14 protein-coding genes are annotated in these 15,712 nt (G+C 58.0%); 3 read left to right on the top strand and 11 right to left on the bottom strand.

The genetic code is table 11. The features are described from left to right. Positions 1–139: 139 nt before the first annotated feature. The 3 genes from rpoD to rpsU form a co-directional block, all read right to left on the bottom strand. A complete protein-coding gene (gene rpoD / locus MME58_RS23705; protein ID WP_054987030.1) occupies positions 140–1,990 on the bottom strand; it encodes an RNA polymerase sigma factor RpoD in 1,851 nt (616 codons plus the stop codon). 67 nt (positions 1,991–2,057) lie between these two features. Further along, positions 2,058–4,013: a DNA primase gene (gene dnaG, locus MME58_RS23700; RefSeq protein WP_055006120.1), complete on the bottom strand. Its 1,956-nt coding sequence runs from the start codon at positions 4,011–4,013 to the stop codon at positions 2,058–2,060. Between the two features lie 492 nt (positions 4,014–4,505). Further along, positions 4,506–4,721, bottom strand: coding sequence for a 30S ribosomal protein S21 (gene rpsU / locus MME58_RS23695; protein WP_002551877.1), 216 nt, complete (start codon positions 4,719–4,721; stop codon positions 4,506–4,508). A 197-nt stretch (positions 4,722–4,918) separates the two neighbouring features. On the opposite strand from rpsU, the gene tsaD reads away from it, so the two are divergent. Continuing rightward, a complete protein-coding gene (tsaD, locus tag MME58_RS23690; protein ID WP_055006119.1) occupies positions 4,919–5,944 on the top strand; it encodes a tRNA (adenosine(37)-N6)-threonylcarbamoyltransferase complex transferase subunit TsaD in 1,026 nt (341 codons plus the stop codon). A 35-nt stretch (positions 5,945–5,979) separates the two neighbouring features. Here the strand turns inward: tsaD and plsY are convergent, their stop codons facing one another. Further along, positions 5,980–6,549, bottom strand: a complete 570-nt coding sequence (plsY, locus tag MME58_RS23685) for a glycerol-3-phosphate 1-O-acyltransferase PlsY (protein WP_054987033.1) — start codon at positions 6,547–6,549, stop codon at positions 5,980–5,982. Positions 6,550–6,623: 74 nt separating this feature from the next. Between plsY and folB the strand changes: the two genes are divergently transcribed. Both folB and folK read left to right on the top strand, forming a co-directional pair. Then, positions 6,624–6,977, top strand: coding sequence for a dihydroneopterin aldolase (folB, locus tag MME58_RS23680; RefSeq protein ID WP_055006118.1), 354 nt, complete (start codon positions 6,624–6,626; stop codon positions 6,975–6,977). Next, positions 6,968–7,492: a 2-amino-4-hydroxy-6-hydroxymethyldihydropteridine diphosphokinase gene (folK, locus tag MME58_RS23675; protein ID WP_054987034.1), complete on the top strand. Its 525-nt coding sequence runs from the start codon at positions 6,968–6,970 to the stop codon at positions 7,490–7,492. The genes folB and folK overlap by 10 nt, the downstream gene beginning before the upstream one ends. Before the next feature lie 129 nt (positions 7,493–7,621). Here folK and MME58_RS23670 read toward each other — a convergent pair whose 3' ends face one another. From MME58_RS23670 to apaG, 7 genes are all read right to left on the bottom strand, one after another. After that, positions 7,622–8,851 carry a multifunctional CCA addition/repair protein gene (locus MME58_RS23670; RefSeq protein WP_055006117.1) on the bottom strand — a complete coding sequence of 410 codons (1,230 nt, stop codon included), beginning with the start codon at positions 8,849–8,851 and terminating at the stop codon, positions 7,622–7,624. Positions 8,852–8,948: 97 nt separating this feature from the next. Further along, positions 8,949–10,511 carry a SpoVR family protein gene (locus tag MME58_RS23665; RefSeq protein ID WP_055009707.1) on the bottom strand — a complete coding sequence of 521 codons (1,563 nt, stop codon included), beginning with the start codon at positions 10,509–10,511 and terminating at the stop codon, positions 8,949–8,951. Next, positions 10,508–11,779 carry a YeaH/YhbH family protein gene (locus MME58_RS23660; protein ID WP_054987037.1) on the bottom strand — a complete coding sequence of 424 codons (1,272 nt, stop codon included), beginning with the start codon at positions 11,777–11,779 and terminating at the stop codon, positions 10,508–10,510. The genes MME58_RS23665 and MME58_RS23660 overlap by 4 nt, the downstream gene beginning before the upstream one ends. Positions 11,780–11,900: 121 nt before the next feature. Continuing rightward, positions 11,901–13,823 (bottom strand): PrkA family serine protein kinase, encoded by a 1,923-nt coding sequence (locus MME58_RS23655; RefSeq protein ID WP_054987038.1) that lies wholly within the window; start codon positions 13,821–13,823, stop codon positions 11,901–11,903. 285 nt (positions 13,824–14,108) lie between these two features. Continuing rightward, positions 14,109–14,429: a thiosulfate sulfurtransferase GlpE gene (glpE, locus tag MME58_RS23650; RefSeq protein ID WP_055006389.1), complete on the bottom strand. Its 321-nt coding sequence runs from the start codon at positions 14,427–14,429 to the stop codon at positions 14,109–14,111. A 23-nt stretch (positions 14,430–14,452) separates the two neighbouring features. Continuing rightward, on the bottom strand, positions 14,453–15,328 hold the full coding sequence (locus MME58_RS23645; RefSeq protein ID WP_055006388.1) for a symmetrical bis(5'-nucleosyl)-tetraphosphatase: 876 nt from the start codon (positions 15,326–15,328) through the stop codon (positions 14,453–14,455). After that, positions 15,328–15,708 carry a Co2+/Mg2+ efflux protein ApaG gene (apaG, locus tag MME58_RS23640; protein ID WP_055006390.1) on the bottom strand — a complete coding sequence of 127 codons (381 nt, stop codon included), beginning with the start codon at positions 15,706–15,708 and terminating at the stop codon, positions 15,328–15,330. The genes MME58_RS23645 and apaG overlap by 1 nt, the downstream gene beginning before the upstream one ends. Positions 15,709–15,712: the final 4 nt, after the last annotated feature.

Here is a 15,712-nt window from a genome sequence, read left to right as displayed (position 1 = left end):
TCCGAGCCTGCAATTAGACCGACGTCTGACAACTGTTTGATTGGGCCAATTGACGACTGAGCCTGCAAATCTGAATTTCTCTTGGTCAGAAACGCAAAAACCCCGGCAGGCCGGGGTTTTTGTTGACTCGCTGATGCGATTACTCGTCGAGGAACGAGCGCAGGTGCTCGCTTCTTGTCGGGTGACGCAGTTTGCGCAGTGCCTTGGCTTCTATTTGACGAATCCGCTCGCGGGTTACATCAAACTGTTTACCGACCTCTTCAAGCGTGTGATCGGTATTCATGTCGATGCCGAAACGCATGCGCAGAACCTTGGCTTCACGGGCGGTAAGGCCCGACAGCACTTCGCGTGTCGCTTCTTTCAGGCTTTCAACAGTGGCGACATCGATTGGTGACTGCATGGTCGAGTCTTCGATGAAGTCACCCAGATGCGAATCTTCGTCGTCGCCGATCGGGGTTTCCATGGAGATCGGCTCTTTTGCGATCTTCAATACCTTGCGGATTTTATCCTCCGGCATTTCCATGCGTTCGCCCAGCTCTTCCGGGGTCGGTTCGCGACCCATTTCCTGCAGCATTTGCCGGGAAATACGGTTGAGCTTGTTGATCGTCTCGATCATGTGCACCGGAATACGGATGGTGCGGGCCTGGTCGGCAATCGAGCGAGTGATCGCCTGACGGATCCACCAGGTGGCATAGGTCGAGAACTTGTAGCCACGACGGTATTCGAACTTGTCCACAGCCTTCATCAAGCCGATGTTGCCTTCCTGGATCAGATCGAGGAATTGCAGACCGCGGTTGGTGTACTTCTTGGCGATGGAGATCACCAGACGCAGGTTGGCTTCAACCATCTCTTTCTTCGCGCGGCGGGCCTTGGCCTCACCGATCGACATGCGACGGTTGATGTCCTTGATCTCGGCTATTTTCAGGCCGGTCTCTTCTTCCAGTGCAGACAGCTTTTGCTGGCAACGCTGGATGTCAGGCTGCAGACGACCGATGGCTTCAGCATATTTGCTCTTGCCCTTGGCCAGTGCGTCAGTCCAGCTTTCGTCGACTTCGTTGCCTGGGAACTGGCGAAGGAAGTCGGCGCGCGGCATACGTGCATCACGTACACACAGCTGCATGATGGCGCGTTCCTGAGCACGCAGACGCTCCAGCGCACCGCGGACACGCTCTACCAGACCTTCAAACTGCTTTGGAACCAGTTTGATCGGCATGAAGAGTTCAGCAAGTGCAACCATTTCGGCAATGGCGTGCTTGTCGTCGCGACCGAATTTCTTCAGCGCCTTGCGGGTGATTTCCATTTGATCGGAAACCGCACCGAAGCGCTGCTGGGCGATGACCGGATCGGGACCGCTTTCGACTTCGTCTTCGTCGTCGCTTCCGTCTGCCGATTCTTCTTCGTCGTCATCGGCACCTTCGGCCTTGACGGCTTTGGGGTCTACAGGCGGAGGCACTTCGGCAGGCGGCGCGATGCCGTCGTCCGGGTCGATATAGCCGCTCAGAACATCGGACAGGCGACCGCCTTCACTGGTGACACGTGTGTATTCGGAAAGAATATGGTCAACCGTGCCTGGGAAGTGCGCAATTGCGCCCATCACTTCACGGATGCCTTCTTCGATACGTTTGGCGATTTCGATTTCGCCTTCACGGGTCAGAAGTTCAACGGTGCCCATTTCACGCATGTACATACGAACGGGATCGGTGGTACGCCCGATATCGGTCTCGACCGCTGCCAACGCTGCAGCCGCTTCTTCTGCGGCTGCCTCGTCGGTATCGGCGTCGGCCAGCATCAAGGCGTCCGCATCCGGAGCACTCTCGTGTACCGGGATCCCCATGTCGTTGATCATGCGGATGATGTCTTCCACCTGCTCGGGATCTGAAATATCCTCGGGCAAGTGGTCGTTGACCTCTGCGTAAGTCAGATACTTCTGCTCACGACCCAGGGTGATCAACTCTTTGATACGAGATTGCTGTTGCGCTTTTCCGGACATAACACCCTATCCACTGAAGGTCTTGGCGGGCAAAAAACAAGCCGAGGATTATACCCGAGCTATGACCTCACGCGCCAGTTGAGGTCGGGGTTTGTGCGGGAACATTGCGATTTAGCAGTTCCCTAAGCTGAATTTTCTCTTCTGCGCTCAACTCGGTTTGACGAGCCTTGCTGATCAGATGTTCCAGACTGCGCTCGCGTTGGCGAGCGGATAAGCTAGTTATAGTGTCGAAAAACTGTTGTTCAAGGTTGTCGGCCTCAATCAGCCATTCCTTTTCTGCCAGTGCGCGCAGCAAACGACCCTGTTCAGTGCCATGCCACCGCGCTATCAACTGTAACGACCGCAAGCCGGGATTCTTTTGCCTGGCTTCGATAAGCGCGACCAGCAATTGTGCGTTGGATTGGTCTTCTGCAGCGAAATGGCTGGCATTTTCGACCTTTTCGGCCAGTTCGGGGTGATGCAGCAGGGTTCTCAAAGCGGCCTGCATGGGCGGCTCGACAGCGGTCGGCACGCGCGGCGTTCGGGGTTCGAAGTCCTGACGCTTGCCTTTTTTGCCCCAGGATTTGTTGTCCCATTTTTTTTGATTCTGACCGCCGGTTTTCTTTGCCGTCCATTCCTGCTGGGGCTCATAACCGCCCTGTGGCTGGTAATCGGCAAAGTCAGGCATGGCGTCATAATCGACGTAGGGGTCGTAGCTCGGCGGCGCATCTGCCGGTGCGCTCTGCACCAGCTGGCTGACGGCTTCGCCGGTGAGCCCGGTGATTTCAGCCAGGCGCTGACGCATCAGAATGCGAAGGTTCGCGCCAGGCACTTTGTCGATCAGGGGCGCCGCAAGTGTGGCCATGTGCGCCTTGCCTTCCAGCGAGCGCGGATCGGACTCTTTGGTCAATTGCTCGAAAAAGTAATCGGCCAGTGGCTGAGCATGCTGATTGATGCGTGCCTTGAACGCGTCGGTGCCTTCGGAGCGCACCAGTGTATCCGGGTCTTCGCCCTCGGGAAGAAACAGAAAGCGCGCCCTTCGCCCGTCCTGCAGGTTCGACAGGGTGGCTTCCAGTGCGCGCCAGGCAGCGTTGCGCCCGGCCTGATCGCCATCAAAGCAGAACAGCACGTTGGGCACGACCCTGAACAGGCGTTTCAAATGCTCTTCGCTAGTCGCTGTGCCCAGCGTGGCCACAGCGTTGCGCAAACCTTGCTGGGCCAGGGCGATGACGTCCATGTAGCCTTCAACCACGATGATTTCATCGAGATTGCGATTGAATTTGCGCGCCTCGAACAGCCCGTACAGCTCCTGACCCTTGTGGAAAACCGGTGTTTCCGGAGAGTTCAGGTACTTGGGCTTGTCATCGCCCAGTACCCGGCCACCAAAGGCAATGACGCGCCCTCGCGAGTCGCGGATCGGAAACATCACTCGATCACGGAAGCGGTCGTAGCGTTTGCCGGTTTCAGCGTTCTCGATCAGCAGGCCGGCATCGATCATGACCTTTTGTTGCAGCGAGTCGCTGCTCAGGTGCTTGTACAGGTTGTCCCAGCCTGGCGGAGCAAAGCCCAGGCCGAAGTCCCTTGCGATTTCGCCAGAGAGCCCGCGACCCTTGAGGTAGTCCACGGCAGCCTTGCGCGACGGATGGCTTTTCAGGGCCTGGCGATAGAACTCGGCGGCTGCAGTCAGTAGCGGGTAGAGCGGGGAATCGGTTGGCTGACGGGGCTTCTGGCCTTTTACGCTTTGTTCGCGAGGCACTTCCATGCCTGCCGCCTTGGCGAGGTCCTCGACAGCCTGGGGAAAGTCCAGATTGTCGTGGTCCATGATGAAGCCGAGCGCGTTACCGCCTGCGCCGCAACCGAAGCAGTAATAGAACTGTTTGTCCGGGCTGACGCTGAAAGAGGGTGTTTTCTCTTTGTGGAAAGGGCAGCACGCGGTGTAGTTCTTCCCGGCTTTCTTGAGCTGCACGCGCGAACTGACTACATCGACAATGTCGGTGCGGTTCAGAAGGTCGTCGATAAAGCTCTGGGGAATCAGCCCGGCCATGGCGTTCTCATCATTCAAGCGTGGTGCGAAGTATCGGGTGACTCTACGAGCGTTGCGCCGGCCTGTCAGCCGTCTTTTTCAACGCATCGGCAACAAACGAGCACGTCTTTGCATCCGATGGGGGGTGGTGGCCTGGAAGGAAATGAAATCGAGCCTGCTGGCAGGTTGGAAGAGCTTCATGCGCCAGTGCCCACCTGAGTGTGACAAAACCGGAGTACATAAGCCTGGGGACACGGAAGACGCTGCCTTGGCTGAGCTTCTTGCGAAGTCATCAAGGCATACTCGTCTTGTCATCGGCCGATCTGCTGCCCGGATGGGCATGGCCAATGTAGCCTGTGAACAGGCTGGACGTGCTTGAATGAGTGTCGAAGTCGCATCTGCGGCCTGAACAGGGTCAATCAATCTAGCTGACGCAAAACAGCGAAGCTTTAACTGCCGACAGCCCGGCTGGTTGGCCGGGCAAGGCAGAAGCTTGCGACGAAGGTCTGTAAATTAATACAGACGAACGGCGCGGCGCTGTTCGCGCTGGACTTTCTTGGCGTGGCGTTTGACAGCAGCTGCTGCCTTGCGCTTACGCTCCGAAGTCGGCTTCTCGTAAAATTCGCGGCTACGAACTTCAGCCAGAACACCGGCTTTTTCGCAGGAGCGCTTGAAACGACGCAGAGCTACGTCGAAGGGTTCGTTCTCTTTAACTTTGACGGCTGGCATCCAGAGCTACCTTCATTCATTACCGGGGTCAACGCTTAGTGCAAACACTGCACAAAAGTACGTCGGTTTTTAAGGGTTGCGGATGTTAACCCCTCATTGAGAGGAATGCAAAGCCTCTGATCGAAAACCGCTGGTCGGCACCTCGGTCGACGACTATTATGCGCGCCTTCAAATCTGCCCCCTACAAGGCGCAACCCATGCTAGTACTGGGATTAGAAACCTCCTGCGACGAGACCGGTGTCGCGTTGTACGACAGCGAACGCGGTTTGCTCGCGGACGCATTATTCAGCCAGATCGATCTGCACCGGGCCTATGGCGGCGTGGTGCCGGAGCTGGCTTCGCGTGATCACGTCAAGCGCATGCTGCCGCTGATTCGCCAGACACTGGCGCAGGCGGACTGTGTGGCCACTGACATCGACGCTATTGCCTACACTGCCGGGCCTGGCCTGGTGGGCGCATTGCTGGTCGGTGCTTCGTGCGCCCGGGCGCTGGCGTTCGCCTGGGATATCCCGGCGCTGGGCGTGCATCACATGGAAGGCCACCTGCTGGCACCGATGCTGGAAGACAATCCGCCACAGTTTCCGTTTGTCGCCTTGTTGGTGTCCGGTGGTCATACGCAGCTGGTACGCGTCGATGGTATCGGCCAGTACGAGCTGCTGGGCGAGACCCTGGACGATGCGGCAGGCGAGGCGTTCGACAAGACAGCGAAGATGATGGGCATGCAGTATCCGGGCGGGCCGGAGATTTCACGGGCGGCCATGCAGGGCGTGCCGGGGCGTTTTGCCTTTCCCCGACCGATGACCGATCGGCCCGGGCTGGAATTCAGTTTCAGCGGCCTGAAAACCTCTGCGCTTAATACCTGGCAGCACTGTCAGAGCGCTGGAGACGACAGCGAGCAAACCCGCTGCGACATCGCTCTGGCCTTCCAGCAGGCGGTAGTGGAGACTTTGACGATCAAGTGCAAGCGTGCGCTCAAGCAGACCGGGCTCAAGAGCCTGGTCATCGCTGGCGGCGTCAGCGCCAACAAGGCCCTGCGGGCTTCGCTGGAAAGCATGCTCGGCGATCTGCGCGGGCATGTTTACTACGCCCGACCCGAGTTCTGTACCGATAACGGCGCAATGATCGCCTTTGCCGGTTGTCAGCGTTTGCAGGCAGGGCAGAAGGAAGACTTGAGCATCAGCGTGCAGGCGCGCTGGCCTATGGAGCAGTTACCTGGGCTGTAACGACAGGCGAGGGTGAGAAGGTTTCATCCCGCCCCTCAGAAATGTCGTTCGCGCCCGGCGAGCAGGTCGCGTAGATTGCCGCGATGGCGCCAGACGATAAGCAGCGTCAACACGCTCATCGGTAGCAGCGCATGGGGTTCCTGCCACGCCAGCAATGGCAGGGTCAGGGGTGTGGCGATCAGCGCAGCGAGCGAGCTGGTGCGCGTCAGGTAGAGCGTCAGCAGCCAGGCCGCTATCGCCAGTGCGGCTGCGGGCGGGTAAAGGCCCAGCAGTACACCGGCGGCTGTCGCCACGCCTTTGCCGCCACGGAACCGGAAGTACAGCGGAAATAGATGGCCCAGCACAGCGCAGACACCGATCCAGCCTTGTTGCGATGGATCGAGGCCCCAGCTGCCGGCGAGCAGAACCGGAATCAGGCCTTTGCAAAGGTCGCCGAGCAGGGTCAGGACGGCCATTTTTTTACCGGCCAGACGCAGCATGTTGGTAGCGCCGGCATTGCCGGAGCCACTGGCGCGCGGGTCCGGTCTGCCGCTCAGGCGGCTGAGCAGGATGGCGAAGGACAGCGAGCCGAGCAGGTAGGCGAAGGTGGCCAGTAACCAAAACATGCTAACCATTCCGGGCGAGGATGCCCTGATTCTAACGGCGCATCGCGCCCTTGTCGTGCAGTGGAGAGTAGTGCTTGGACAGAGTTTTCATCGAGGGCCTTGAGGTTGATACGGTCATCGGCGCCTATGACTGGGAGCGTGGCATTCGCCAGTGCCTGCGTCTGGACCTTAGTTTCGCCTGGGACAATCGCCCTGCGGCTGCGGGCGACGATCTGAGCAAGGCGCTCGACTACGCCAGTGTTTCGACGCGTATTCAGGCTTTCGCCGAGCAAGCACAGTTTCAGTTGGTCGAGACTTTTGCCGAACGACTGGCTGAAGTGCTCATAAGCGAATTCAATATCCCCTGGCTGCACCTGAAGCTGACCAAGCCGGGCGCTGTAGCGGCCGCTGCCGGTGTCGGCGTGGAGATCGAGCGCGGATGTCGTTGACGCGGATTTTCCTCGGCCTGGGGAGCAATATCGAGCGCGAGCGGCACCTGCATGCCGGGCTCGATGCGCTGGATGGCTTTCTGACTGACCTGAACTGCTCGCCGGTTTTTGAAAGCCATGCGGTGGGTATCAAAAGCGGGCCGTTTTTCAATCTTGTTGTTTCGGCGCTGACCGACCTGCCGTTGATGGAGCTCGATCGTCGCCTGAAATTCATCGAGGCAGACAACGGCCGCTATGCTCCTGACCGCAAAGGGCTGCCGTTGGATATCGATGTCTTGTTGTATGGCGATCAGGTCGGCAATTTCGACGGGCTGATCCTGCCAAGGGCGGAAATTCTGAAGAATGCTTTCGTGCTGCGCCCATTGGCGTTGATTGCCCCCGAACGTCTGCATCCGGGCGTGGGCGTGCCATTCAGCCAGCTCTGGGCGGACGCGCAGATTGATCAGCAGCTTTGGCCGGTGGCGTTTGAATGGCGCGGGCAGGCGCTGACGCCTGAGGATTTGCTGCGTAGCTGAGGTTGTTTGGGGTAGCTTCAGTGCAGACGCCTGTTGTGCACGTCAAAGGCTGAAAATCGGACGCAGGCGTCCAAGGCTGCGCTACCACGCTGGAGCGTGGTAGCGATAGTAACCGCGCACGAGAGCCTGTCAGGCGACGTGCTCGGTCTTGTAGGTTTTCAGCGCCCTCAAGCGCTCGTTCTTCAGCGCATCACCCAGCTCTTTGCCTTGCAGGCCCTTTTCCAGCAGCGGCTGTACTGAAACGGATCGTGCGGCCTCGGCCGCGCCGCGCAGGTAATCAGCCTGTGGATAACTGCGCTGCTCGAAGCCATGACGTCCTCGGGCGTCCATCTCGCACGCCACAATGAACTCTTCAAAGCGCTGCGGGCGGCGGTAGACGTCGAAGCTTTGCAGCAACTCCAGCAAGGTCGAGGGTTTCAGCTCCAGTGCCCGGTGGCCGTGGGTGTGGTACTGGCCGACCAACAGCGCCAGTTCCTGGCACTCCCGTGGTACACGAAAACGCTCGTTGACCGCCTTTATCAGGCGCAGGCCGGTATGCTCATGGGCAATATGCCTGGGCCATTCGGCTTCCGGCGTCAGCCCCTTGCCCAGATCGTGCAGCAGACAGGCCCAGCGCACGGTCAGCGGCTGTTTGTGAATGGCCGATTGCTCAAGCACGCTGAGGACATGCACGCCGGTGTCGATCTCCGGGTGATGTGCAGCGGGCTGCGGCACGCCAAACAATGCTTCGACCTCGGGCATCAGTTCATTGAGCGCGCCGCAGTCGTGAAGTACCTGGATGAACACCTGAGGTTGTTCTTCCATGAGGGCACGCGAGATTTCCTTCCAGCTGCGCTCGGCGGTCAGGGCCTTGAGCTCGCCGGATTCACTGAGCTGTCGCATCAGTTTCATCGTTTCGGGGGCGATGGTGAAACCGTATGCCGCATAACGCGCTGCGAAGCGTGCCACACGCAAAACCCTGAGTGGATCTTCGGCGAATGCGGGGGAAACGTGGCGCAATACTCGCGCTTCAAGGTCCTTCTGGCCGTCATAGGGGTCGGTCAGATTACCGTGCTTGTCTTCAGCCATTGCATTGATCGTCAGGTCACGCCGAATCAAGTCCTGCTCAAGCGTCACCTCGGGGCTTGCGTGGAACACGAAGCCCCCGTAACCCACGCCGCTTTTGCGCTCGGTGCGCGCCAGCGCGTATTCCTCATTGGTCAGCGGATGCAGGAAGACCGGGAAGTCTGTGCCGACCGGGCGATAGCCTTTGACCAGCATCTCCTCGGTGCTTGCGCCGACCACGACCCAATCGATATCAGTGACAGGTTGCCCCAGCAGACGGTCGCGTACAGCGCCGCCAACTTTATAAATCTGCATAAAAAACCTCCGTAAGCGCGACAGGATAAACCTTGTGCCGTACTTGCGGAGGCTAAAGCTGCATGGACAAGCGTTTGGACAGCCTTTTCCCTAGCGCTTACAAATGGACGACCGCCATATCAAGCCGGGGATATTCACTGTCGGCATGCTCGCCTTTTGGAGGTACATGATGCGTCTTGACTACCTGATCGCCCTGAAGGGTTTCCAGGTGGATGTCGAAACCCCACAGCCTGTGCAGGTGTTTGAGCACCTCGTCTGTCGAGTCGCCCAGCGGTTTGCGATTGTGCTGCTGGTGGCGCAGGGTCAGCGAGCGATCACCACGGCGGTCGATGCTGTAGATCTGCACGTTGGGTTCCCGGTTGCCCAGGTTGTACTGCGCAGCGAGGATTTCGCGGATGGTCCGATAACCGTTTTCATCGTGGATAGCCGGCACCATCAAGTCTTCTTGCTGGTCGTCGTCCATGATGCTGAACAGCTTGAGGTCGCGAATCACCTTGGGCGACAGGTACTGGAGGATGAAGCTCTCGTCCTTGAAGCTGGTCATCGCGAACTTGATCGCCGTCAGCCAGTCGCTGCCGGCAATTTCCGGAAACCATTGCCGGTCCTCATCGGTAGGGTTTTCGCACATCCGCCGGATGTCCTGATACATGGCAAAACCCAGCGCGTAGGGATTGATGCCGCTGTAGTAGGGACTGTCGAAACCGGGCTGGAAAATCACGCTGGTGTGCGACTGCAGGAACTCCATCATGAAGCCGTCGGTGACCAGGCCTTCGTCATACAGATCATTCATCAGCGTGTAATGCCAGAACGTCGCCCAGCCTTCGTTCATTACCTGGGTCTGGCGTTGTGGGTAAAAATACTGCGCAATCTTGCGTACGATGCGCACCACTTCTCGCTGCCAGGGCTCCAGCAGCGGTGCATGTTTCTCGATGAAGTAGAGAATGTTTTCCTGCGGCTCGGCAGGGAAGCGCGCGTTGTCCTCCTTGTTGCCTTTTTCGGCGTTTTTCGGAATGGTGCGCCAAAGATCGTTGATCTGCCGCTGAAGATGCTCTTCCCGATCCTTCTGACGGCGCCGTTCCTCTTCGGCGGAAATCGGGTAAGGGCGCTTGTAGCGGTCTACACCGTAATTCATCAACGCATGGCAGGAGTCGAGCAAGTCCTCCACGGCATCGATGCCGTGGCGTTCCTCGCACTGCATGATGTATTGCTTGGCAAAGACCAGATAATCAATGATCGAGCTGGCATCGGTCCAGGTGCGGAACAGGTAGTTGCCCTTGAAGAAGCTGTTGTGGCCATAGCATGCGTGAGCGACGACCAGTGCCTGCATGCAGATGGTGTTTTCTTCCATCAGATAGGCAATGCACGGGTCCGAGTTGATCACAATCTCGTAGGCCAGCCCCATCTGGCCGCGTGAGTAGGATTTTTCGGTGCTCAGGAAGTGTTTGCCGTAGGACCAATGATGATAGCCCAGAGGCATGCCCACTGACGCGTAGGCATCCATCATCTGCTCCGCAGTGATGACTTCGATCTGGTTGGGATAAGTGTCCAGCGCGTACCGTTCGGCAATTCTGCCGATTTCACGGTCGTAGGCCCGGATCAGTTCGAATGTCCACTCTGACCCTGTGGAAAGGGGTTGGCGCTTCTGCTCTCTGGCAGTCATGACACTAACCTTCGCTGGAAGAGTTCGCGGAATACCGGATAGATATCACCGGCAGAGACCAGCTGCTGCTGGGCGAACGTGTCGGCATAATCCTCACCGATACGTTCGTATTCGTACCACAAGGCCTGATGCTCACGCGGCGTGATTTCCACGTAAGTGTAGTACTGCACGAAAGGCATGATCTGTTTGGTCAGGATTTCCCGGCAGATGGGCGAATCGTCGTTCCAGTTATCCCCGTCCGAGGCCTGTGCCGCGTAAATGTTCCAGTCGCTGCTTGGATAGCGCTCGGCCATGATTTCCTGCATCAGTTTCAATGCGCTGGAAACGATAGTGCCGCCGGTCTCCCGCGAATAGAAAAACTCTTCCTCGTCCACTTCGCGAGCGCTGGTGTGATGGCGGATGAAGACAACATCGATCTTGTCGTAATTACGCTTGAGAAACAGGTACAGCAGGATGAAAAAGCGTTTGGCGATGTCCTTGGTTGCCTGGGTCATGGAGCCGGAGACGTCCATCAGGCAGAACATCACCGCCTTGGAGCTGGGGTTGGGTTGCTTGACCAGCAGGTTGTACTTGAGGTCGAACGTGTCGAGATATGGCACGCGGCGAATACGTGCTTTCAATCGATCAATTTCTACTTCCAGTTCCTGAATGTCGCCGAAGTTGTCAGGTTCTTCGCGCTTCATGCGCTCAAGCTCGGCAGTGGCCTCTTTCAGTTTTGCGCGGCTGCTGCCGGACAGCGCTATGCGGCGAGCGTGCGCCGAGCGCAGGGTGCGGATAATGTTGATGCGCGAAGGGTTGCCTTCGTTGCTGATGCCCGCGCGCACGGTCTTGAAGGTGTCGGTGCCGGTCAGGTTGCGTTTGACCAGGTTCGGCAGCTCCAGGTCTTCGAACATGAATTCGAGAAACTCTTCCTGAGTGATCTGAAACGAAAACTCATCCATGCCTTCGCCGGAGTTGCCTGCCTTGCCAGGCCCTTTACCGCCGCCACCTCCTTGAGGGCGGGCGATATGCTCGCCGGTGGTGAACTCCTTGTTGCCAGGATGAACAACGGTCTGCTTGCCGCCGCGACCGTGGTGCAGGACCGGCTCGTCGATATCGCGTCCGGGAATGCTGATCTGTTCGCCGTGTTCCATGTCAGTGATGGAGCGCCGGCTGACGGCTTCCTCCACTGCCTTCTTGATGTGGTCACGGTAACGCCGCAGAAACCGCTGCCGGTTTACCGTGCTCTTGTTCTTGCCGTTGAGACGTCGGTCGATCACATAGCTCATAGGCTCCTCCGGGGAGCTTCAAGTTGTAAGCTTCAAGCTGCAAGCGAACAGGCCATCGATCCCGGGTCAGGGTATCGCTCACCTTTCGCCTGCAGCTGATAGCTTGAAGCTTGCAGCTGCTTTACTGCGATTTCCGCACGCGCAGATACCATTCGGAAAGCAGACGAACCTGCTTGTCCGTGTAGCCCCTCTCGACCATTCGTGTGACGAAGTCGTTGTGCTTCTGCTGATCCTCCTTGCTGGCCTTGGCATTGAAGCTGATGACGGGCAGGAGGTCCTCGGTGTTGGAGAACATTTTCTTCTCGATCACCACCCGCAGCTTCTCGTAGCTGAGCCAGGTCGGGTTCTTGCCGTTGTTGTTGGCGCGGGCACGCAGCACGAAGTTGACGATTTCGTTGCGGAAATCTTTCGGGTTGCTGATGCCGGCCGGTTTCTCGATCTTTTCCAGTTCCTCGTTCAAGGCCACCCGGTTGAGAATCTCGCCGGTTTCCGGATCGCGATATTCCTGGTCCTGAATCCAGAAGTCCGCATACAGCACATAGCGGTCGAAGATGTTCTGACCGTACTCGCTATAGGATTCCAGGTACGCCGTCTGGATTTCCTTGCCGATGAACTCGATGTAGCGGGGCGCCAGGTATTCCTTGATGAAACGTAGATAGCGTTCGCGCGTTTCAGCCGGGAATTGCTCCTGTTCGATCTGCTGTTCCAGCACGTACAGCAGATGCACCGGGTTGGCAGCAATCTCGTGCGGATCGAAGTTGAAGACCTTGGACAGAATCTTGAACGCGAAGCGGGTGGAGAGGCCGTTCATGCCTTCGTCGACGCCCGCGCTGTCGCGGTATTCCTGAATCGACTTGGCCTTTGGGTCGGTGTCTTTCAGGTTCTCGCCGTCGTACACGCGCATCTTGGAGTAGATGTTGGAGTTGTCCGGCTCTTTGAGGCGTGACAGCGTGGTGAACTGCGCGAGCATTTTCAGCGTGTCGGGCGCGCAGTGCGCTTTCGACAGGGAGCTGTTGAACAGCAGCTTGTCGTAGATCTTGATCTCGTCGCTGATACGCAGGCAGTAAGGCACTTTCACGATGTAGATACGGTCGATGAAGGCTTCGTTGTTCTTGTTGTTGCGGAAGCTGTGCCATTCCGATTCGTTGGAGTGTGCCAGCAAGATGCCGGTGAACGGGATCGCTCCCAGCCCCTCGGTACTGTTGTAGTTGCCTTCCTGCGTGGCGGTCAGCAACGGATGGAGGACCTTGATCGGTGCCTTGAACATCTCGACGAATTCCATCAGGCCCTGGTTGGCCCGGCACAGTGCGCCCGAGTAGCTGTAGGCGTCTGCGTCGTTCTGCGGGAATTCTTCAAGTTTGCGGATATCGACCTTGCCGACCAGCGCGGAAATATCCTGGTTGTTTTCGTCGCCGGGCTCGGTTTTCGCTACCGCGATCTGGTTGAGAATCGAAGGGTAGAGCTTCACAACCTTGAACTGGCTGATGTCGCCGCCAAACTCGGCCAGGCGTTTGGTCGCCCAGGGCGACATGATGGTGCTCAGGTAGCGTCTCGGAATCCCGAAGTCTTCTTCGAGAATCGCGCCGTCCTCGGTGGCATTGAACAGGCCCAGAGGCGATTCGAAGACTGGCGAGCCCTTGATGGCGTAGAACGGGACTCTTTCGATCAGTTGTTTGAGTTTTTCGGCCAGGGACGACTTACCGCCGCCTACCGGGCCGAGCAGGTAAAGAATTTGCTTTTTCTCCTCCAGACCTTGGGCGGCATGGCGGAAATACGAAACGATCTGGTCGATGCATTCTTCCATCCCGTGGAAGTCGGCAAAGGCTGGATAGCGACGTATCACCTTGTTGGAGAATATTCGCGACAGCCTGGAGTTGGTGGAGGTATCCACCAGTTCGGGCTCGCCAATGGCCAGCAGAAGACGTTCTGCCGCGGAGGCGTAGGCGCTGCGATCCTGTTTGCAGAGCTCCAGATACTCCTGTAGCGAGAGCTCTTCTTGCCGTGTGCTTTCGAAGCGTTGTTGGAAGTGGCTGAATATACTCATGACGTCACCTCGCTCGATACGTGGAGCCGGCGGCGGATCGTCAGTCGATGCTGGCAGCGACCGGTTTATGGCTGCTGTTTCCCCCCAGAACACCCTAAAAGTAACTACCGATGACCCACGCGCCGGTGTACCGGCTCTCCCCTGAATACGGATGGCCTGGGGCTAAGGATAGTTCGGATTCGGAAAGATAAAGAAGGGATGCGCGAGAAGACGGGCTGACCGTTCGTCAGATGACTCGCGAGCCCGCGTAGAACGCGGGATCAGCTGTCATAAAAATATTTTGTATCAGCCTTGCGCGGTTTCTTCAGGATAGGTGTTGCGCCACAGCTCGAAACCACCGTCCACGCTGTATACATCGGAGAAACCCTGGCCGACCAGATAGGCGGCGGCGCTCTGGCTGGAATTGCCGTGGTAGCAGACGACAACCAGCGGTTTATCCAGATCGGCATTGGCGATGAAGTCGGCAATCGAGTGATTGTCCAGATGTACGGAGTCAGGAATATGATTGCTTTGGAAAGACTGCGGATCGCGCACATCGACCAGCACTGCGCCCTGTCCGCGCAGTGCATGAGCCTGTTCAGGTGGAATACGTTTGAATTCAGTCATTGCCTGGGCTCCTGAGCCTGAGATTAGGGGGTGGTGGCAGTGCCGGGCTGGATGCGTGTGACAAGCCCGTTGGCGGCATGGCCGACAGCATCGCAATTGCACTGATGACGTTCAAGGGTATCGACATTCAGCAGGGTCATCGAGCCACCCCAGACACAGCCGCTGTCCAGCGCAAAGACGCCTGGCTCGTTGCAACGGCCTTCCAGCGCCGCCCAGTGGCCGAAAATGATTTTCAGCGCACGGGTCTTGCGTTTGGGATGGCTGAACCAGGGTGCATAGCCCGGTATCGCGGTTTCTACGCCTTCCTTGCTCTTGAGGTCGAGTTTGCCGTCGCTGGTGCAGAAGCGCATCCGGGTGAAGTAGTTGGTAATGACCCGCAAGCGTGGCACGCCTTGCAGGTCATTGTCCCACTTGGCAGGTTCATTGCCGTACATGCCGTCGAGAAAGTCACCATACAGCTGGTCGTCGTGCAGTGCGTGCTCGACTTCAGCGGCGTGCTTCAGGGCCTTTTTCAGCGACCACTGCGGCGCTATACCGGCATGCACCATAGCGACGTTGCGCTCCGCATCGTAGTGCATGAGCTTTTGCCGACGCACCCAGTCGAGCAGGTCGTCACGGTCAGGCGCGTCGAGAATTTCGCGCAGGGTGTCGCCTTTTTTGAGCAGTTCGTTTTTGCGGGCGACGGCAAGCAGGTGCAGGTCATGGTTGCCGAGCACGCAGATCAGCGATTCACGGATTGAGTACAGGTAGCGAAGTGTTTCCAGCGATTGCGGACCACGGTTGACCAGATCGCCCACCAGCCAGAGCCGATCATGCTCCGGGTTGAAGTGGACGTGCTCAAGCAGGCATTGCAGAGGTTCAAGGCAGCCTTGCAGGTCACCGACGGCGTACACCGCCATCAGTGCAGTGAACCCGGAACGGCCAGGCGGAAGGGCTCGATGATCGCATCGAAGCGTTTGCCGTCTTCCGCCAGCATCTGATAAGTGCCCTGCATCGTGCCGACTTTGGTGGTCATGACCGTACCGCTGCTGTAGGTATGGCTCTGGCCGACCTTGATCAGCGGCTGCTGACCAACCACGCCTTCGCCGCGCACTTCTTCGACCTGGCCGTCACCGTCGGTAATGACCCAGTGCCGCGACAGCAGCCTGGCAGGCAGTTCACCGTTGTTGTGCACAGTGATGGTGTAGGCGAACGCGAAGCGGTTCTGCTCGGGTTGCGACTGTTCCGAGAGAAAACGTGTGACGACGCTGACGTCGACCTTGTAACGAGAATCGGGCATGCAG

Origin of the sequence: Pseudomonas syringae pv. tagetis (assembly GCF_022557255.1) — a bacterium.
GTDB lineage: Bacteria > Pseudomonadota > Gammaproteobacteria > Pseudomonadales > Pseudomonadaceae > Aquipseudomonas > Aquipseudomonas caricapapayae.
This window is presented reverse-complemented; position numbering and strand designations above follow the sequence as displayed.

Bases quoted from the DNA above. Each gene is read 5' to 3' on its own strand.
- MME58_RS23655 (WP_054987038.1), bottom strand. From the start codon at position 13,823: ATGAGTATATTCAGCCACTTCCAACAACGCTTCGAAAGCACACGGCAA.
- glpE (WP_055006389.1), bottom strand. From the start codon at position 14,429: ATGACTGAATTCAAACGTATTCCACCTGAACAGGCTCATGCACTGCGC.
- tsaD (WP_055006119.1), top strand. From the start codon at position 4,919: ATGCTAGTACTGGGATTAGAAACCTCCTGCGACGAGACCGGTGTCGCG.
- MME58_RS23660 (WP_054987037.1), bottom strand. From the start codon at position 11,779: ATGAGCTATGTGATCGACCGACGTCTCAACGGCAAGAACAAGAGCACG.
- apaG (WP_055006390.1), bottom strand. From the start codon at position 15,708: ATGCCCGATTCTCGTTACAAGGTCGACGTCAGCGTCGTCACACGTTTT.
- rpsU (WP_002551877.1), bottom strand. From the start codon at position 4,721: ATGCCAGCCGTCAAAGTTAAAGAGAACGAACCCTTCGACGTAGCTCTG.
- dnaG (WP_055006120.1), bottom strand. From the start codon at position 4,013: ATGGCCGGGCTGATTCCCCAGAGCTTTATCGACGACCTTCTGAACCGC.
- MME58_RS23645 (WP_055006388.1), bottom strand. From the start codon at position 15,328: ATGGCGGTGTACGCCGTCGGTGACCTGCAAGGCTGCCTTGAACCTCTG.
- folK (WP_054987034.1), top strand. From the start codon at position 6,968: ATGTCGTTGACGCGGATTTTCCTCGGCCTGGGGAGCAATATCGAGCGC.
- MME58_RS23665 (WP_055009707.1), bottom strand. From the start codon at position 10,511: ATGACTGCCAGAGAGCAGAAGCGCCAACCCCTTTCCACAGGGTCAGAG.
- plsY (WP_054987033.1), bottom strand. From the start codon at position 6,549: ATGTTTTGGTTACTGGCCACCTTCGCCTACCTGCTCGGCTCGCTGTCC.
- rpoD (WP_054987030.1), bottom strand. From the start codon at position 1,990: ATGTCCGGAAAAGCGCAACAGCAATCTCGTATCAAAGAGTTGATCACC.
- MME58_RS23670 (WP_055006117.1), bottom strand. From the start codon at position 8,851: ATGCAGATTTATAAAGTTGGCGGCGCTGTACGCGACCGTCTGCTGGGG.